The sequence below is a fragment of the Acinetobacter sp. YH12099 genome, from assembly GCF_013419195.1.
Lineage (GTDB): Bacteria > Pseudomonadota > Gammaproteobacteria > Pseudomonadales > Moraxellaceae > Acinetobacter > Acinetobacter towneri.
Map to the genome: position 1 here is coordinate 1 of NZ_VPAP01000044.1, position 3,552 is coordinate 3,552.

Sequence of the window (3,552 nt, forward strand, 5' to 3'; positions counted from 1 at the left end):
TCATATTGAACTGAACAAGGTTGTTGTAACGTTTGACAAGGCGCTGATCTAAGCGAGAGATGTTAAAATTGAAGAGCATGCTCTTCAATTTAACGCAAAACATGGAAATTGTGTAGATACCTATGCCGACTTTTGCATGGGAAATAAACGGCACATTTGTTCTAGTGCAAAACGTACAGAATTGGGGGGTAAATTAAATTGGCTTGGTTTGCGAATGGTGGTTTTTAAAAACTGCTCTGTAATAATTTGTTTCCACATGGGGTTAATCTTCATGATTTTTCCATCTTGTTCTTTATTTGATCGGATATTTGTGTATTTACCAACATAATTTACAAGGGTACACTAAACGGTCACATTCAAAAATTGCAAATTTGTTGTGACTTTTTAATAATAAAGTTGTCTGATAGTAGACCAGGGAAACAAAACAATGAAAAAAATTGCACTTGCATTCGGGCTGTTAGGTTTAAGCGCTTTGGCCAATGCTGCAGATCCGCTTAACGGCACAGTTTGGAAAACAATTGACGACAAAACCAAACAACCCAAAGCCACGGTAAGATTTACTGAGCAAAAAAATGGAACTTTAACCGCAAGCATTCAGTCAATTTTAACGCCTGGTGAAGAAAATGCCTGTACAAAATGTGAAGGTCCGTATCACAACAAATCACTCAAAGGTTTGACCATTGTTCGCGGTCTGAAAAATACAGGCGGCACGAGCTACGATGGTGGTTCAATTCTTGACCCGCAAACAGGTAAAACCTACAAGCTAAAAGGTAAACTTGCCGATGGTGGTAAGAAACTGGAATTGCGTGGTTTCATTGGTGTAGCGGCATTGGGTCGTAACCAAACATGGATTCGTGCGAACTAAGCATGTATTCCACCTGTGCAGTTGAAATCATATTGCACAGGATATAAAAAAACCTGCTCCATGTGAGCAGGTTTTTTATTGGTATTTTTTTAAACTTAACCTAAAGCACGATAAGCCGCTTCATCAAAACCCGCAATAAAGCCTGATTCAGTTTTTAAGACAGGACGTTTAATTAAACTGGTGTGAGTGCAAAGTGCTTCAATTAAGTTGGCTTCACTGGCCAAAGCAGCTTGCTGTTCTGCTTCGCTGAGTTTGCGCCAAGTGGTGCCTTTTTTATTCAGTACTACATCTTGCCCAAGCGCATCTAACCAACTTTTGACAGTGTCGGCATCGATCCCTTGTTTTTTATAATCGTGAAACTCATAACTTAGCCCCAATTCATTGAGTAAATCGAAGGCTTTTTTCATTGAATTGCAGTTCTTAATCCCATAAATTTTTAACATATTTTTTTCACGTTAATATCATCAAACTGGCTATAGCCTAGCCCAAAACAGCGCTAAGTGCTAGAAACTTGCAGTGAACAATGATTGGCTGTTTAAATGGTATGTGTCATCAATACGTCATACCGATGTCACCAAATTGACACTTGATCGCTCTAAAATGGGACGCATAAACAGAAAAAAATGAAAAACTTGATAAGAACAGACTCTAGTGAAAATAAAAAATACAGTGAAGAACAACAGTAACAGCGCAAAACAGAAAATAAGATGATAAAAAGAGAAAACCCGCATTTAATCATCCTGATTATGCGGGTCTCATTTTAACGTCCATTGTTACATCCTTGAAACTAACCAAAACCAGTTAGTTTACTTTCCATCCTTCGGCTTCCAATCCTTTTGTGTCATCCTGACTGTCCCTTTGCCGTGATGCAATAATGCGCTGAATCGACTTGAAGATAAATACACAAAGTCGACAGATTATGTGCGAATTGAACCTCAGTTGAGTGAACAATTGTTCACTCATATAGGCTGTGAAATTTGTGTGAATATTAGATCTTATAATCAATAATCACGGGAGCATGGTCACTAAACCATTCTTCTTTATACACCCAAGCATTGACAGTGCGTGCTTTCCAGTCGGGTGAACAGGCATGATAATCAATCCGCCAACCAACGTTCTTGGCACGGGCTTGCCCGCGATTTGACCACCAAGAATACAATTCTGCTTCATGGCGTACTTCACGGAAGGTATCGACATAGCCCAAGTCATTATAAATATGATCTAACCATGCACGTTCATGCGGTAAGCAACCTGAAGACTTTTGGTTACCTGACCAGTTTTTAATATCAATGCGCTTATGCACAATGTTGTAATCGCCACAGACAATGATCGATTTATTGTCTTCACGCCACTGTTTTAGAATTTTTTGATACTCTTCTAAAAAGTGATCTTTCCGCATTTGGGCTTCTTCACCTGAAGAGCCAGAAGGCAAATACAGTGAACAGATGTAAATTGGGTGATCCAGTCCTACATCAAATTCAGCACTGATAAAGCGACCCTGAGAATCGGCCAATTCAAAGCCTAAACCATTTTGCACAGAAACAAACGGCAAACGGCTATAAATAGCTGTCCCTGCGTAGCCTGCGCGTTCTGCAGGGAAAAGATGCGTGTGCCAGCCTTCTGGCTTAAATTTATCGGTCCATTGGGCGTGTGTGATGCGGCTTTCCTGCATGCAAATCACGTCTGCTTCAGACTTTTCCAACCATTCGAGTAAGCCTTTGCTTACCGATGAACGCAACCCATTGACGTTAATTGAAACCACTCGAAGAATTTTTTGATCACTCGGATAGCTACTCTTTGGTATCATGCTCAGGTCTTACCTCAATGTATTAATTTGGAGCACCTCATGACATCGCCAGCTCAATTTAACCCGCAAGCTTTTATCGAACTCGCCTTATCACGTGGTGTGCTTAAATTTGGTGAGTTTACTTTAAAATCGGGTCGTGTGAGTCCTTATTTTTTTAACGCAGGTTTGTTGAATGATGGCGAAGCTTTATCGCTATTGGCTTCGGGCTATGCAGATCAACTCATGCAATGCAAAAATGTAGATGTTATTTTCGGGCCTGCCTATAAAGGTATTCCATTTGTGGCAGCTACAGCAGTGGCTTTATCGCAAAATCATGGCGTAAGTGTGCCGTGGGGGTTTAACCGTAAAGAAGCCAAAGATCATGGCGAAGGCGGTGTGTTGGTGGGTGCTGCGGTTGAGGGCAAAAAAGTTTGGATTATTGATGATGTGATTACTGCGGGTACGGCTATTCGTGAAGTGGTGACTATTTTGAAAAATGCAGGCGCACAAATTGCGGGCGTATTGGTGGCTTTAGACCGTCAAGAAAAAGGTCAGGGCGATTTGTCTGCTATTCAGGAAGTGCAAAAAGAGTTGGAAATTCCTGTGCATGCTTTAATTACCATGAAAGATTTAATGAATTATTTGGATGCTAAAGGTGAAAAAGATGCCTTGGCGAAAATGGAAGCGTACCGTGTGAAGTATGGGATTTAAGTTGTTTTGGAGAAGGAAGCGAGAGCTTCCTTTTCGCTTTTATTCAGTTTGATTTTTAATAATATAACCCGAATTACGGATAAGAAAAGCCCTTGAAAAAAAGGTAGTTAGAGCCATTTAGAAAGTTACGACACAACCCAAAGGCTCTAACTACCATGTACGATTTTACAGAAATTTTTTGTATTGTTGA

4 protein-coding genes and 1 pseudogene are annotated in these 3,552 nt (G+C 40.3%); 2 read left to right on the plus strand and 3 right to left on the minus strand.

What is annotated here, in order from left to right; genetic code table 11:
• Window positions 1-126: 126 nt before the first annotated feature.
• Window positions 127-273: pseudogene (locus FTU39_RS13590) on the minus strand (esterase); the annotation flags it as partial.
• A gap of 154 nt (window positions 274-427) precedes the next feature.
• Here FTU39_RS13590 and FTU39_RS13595 point away from each other — a divergent pair.
• Complete coding sequence (locus FTU39_RS13595) at window positions 428-865, plus strand: DUF2147 domain-containing protein (protein WP_004974208.1); 438 nt, start codon at window positions 428-430, stop codon at window positions 863-865.
• 95 nt (window positions 866-960) lie between these two features.
• Here FTU39_RS13595 and FTU39_RS13600 read toward each other — a convergent pair whose 3' ends face one another.
• On the minus strand, window positions 961-1,308 hold the full coding sequence (locus tag FTU39_RS13600) for a Spx/MgsR family RNA polymerase-binding regulatory protein (RefSeq protein ID WP_026438350.1): 348 nt from the start codon (window positions 1,306-1,308) through the stop codon (window positions 961-963).
• 545 nt (window positions 1,309-1,853) lie between these two features.
• Window positions 1,854-2,672 carry an exodeoxyribonuclease III gene (locus FTU39_RS13605; RefSeq protein WP_096901635.1) on the minus strand — a complete coding sequence of 273 codons (819 nt, stop codon included), beginning with the start codon at window positions 2,670-2,672 and terminating at the stop codon, window positions 1,854-1,856.
• A 39-nt stretch (window positions 2,673-2,711) separates the two neighbouring features.
• Between FTU39_RS13605 and pyrE the strand changes: the two genes are divergently transcribed.
• A complete protein-coding gene (gene pyrE, locus FTU39_RS13610; RefSeq protein ID WP_096901637.1) occupies window positions 2,712-3,362 on the plus strand; it encodes an orotate phosphoribosyltransferase in 651 nt (216 codons plus the stop codon).
• The last annotated feature ends 190 nt before the right edge of the window (window positions 3,363-3,552 follow it).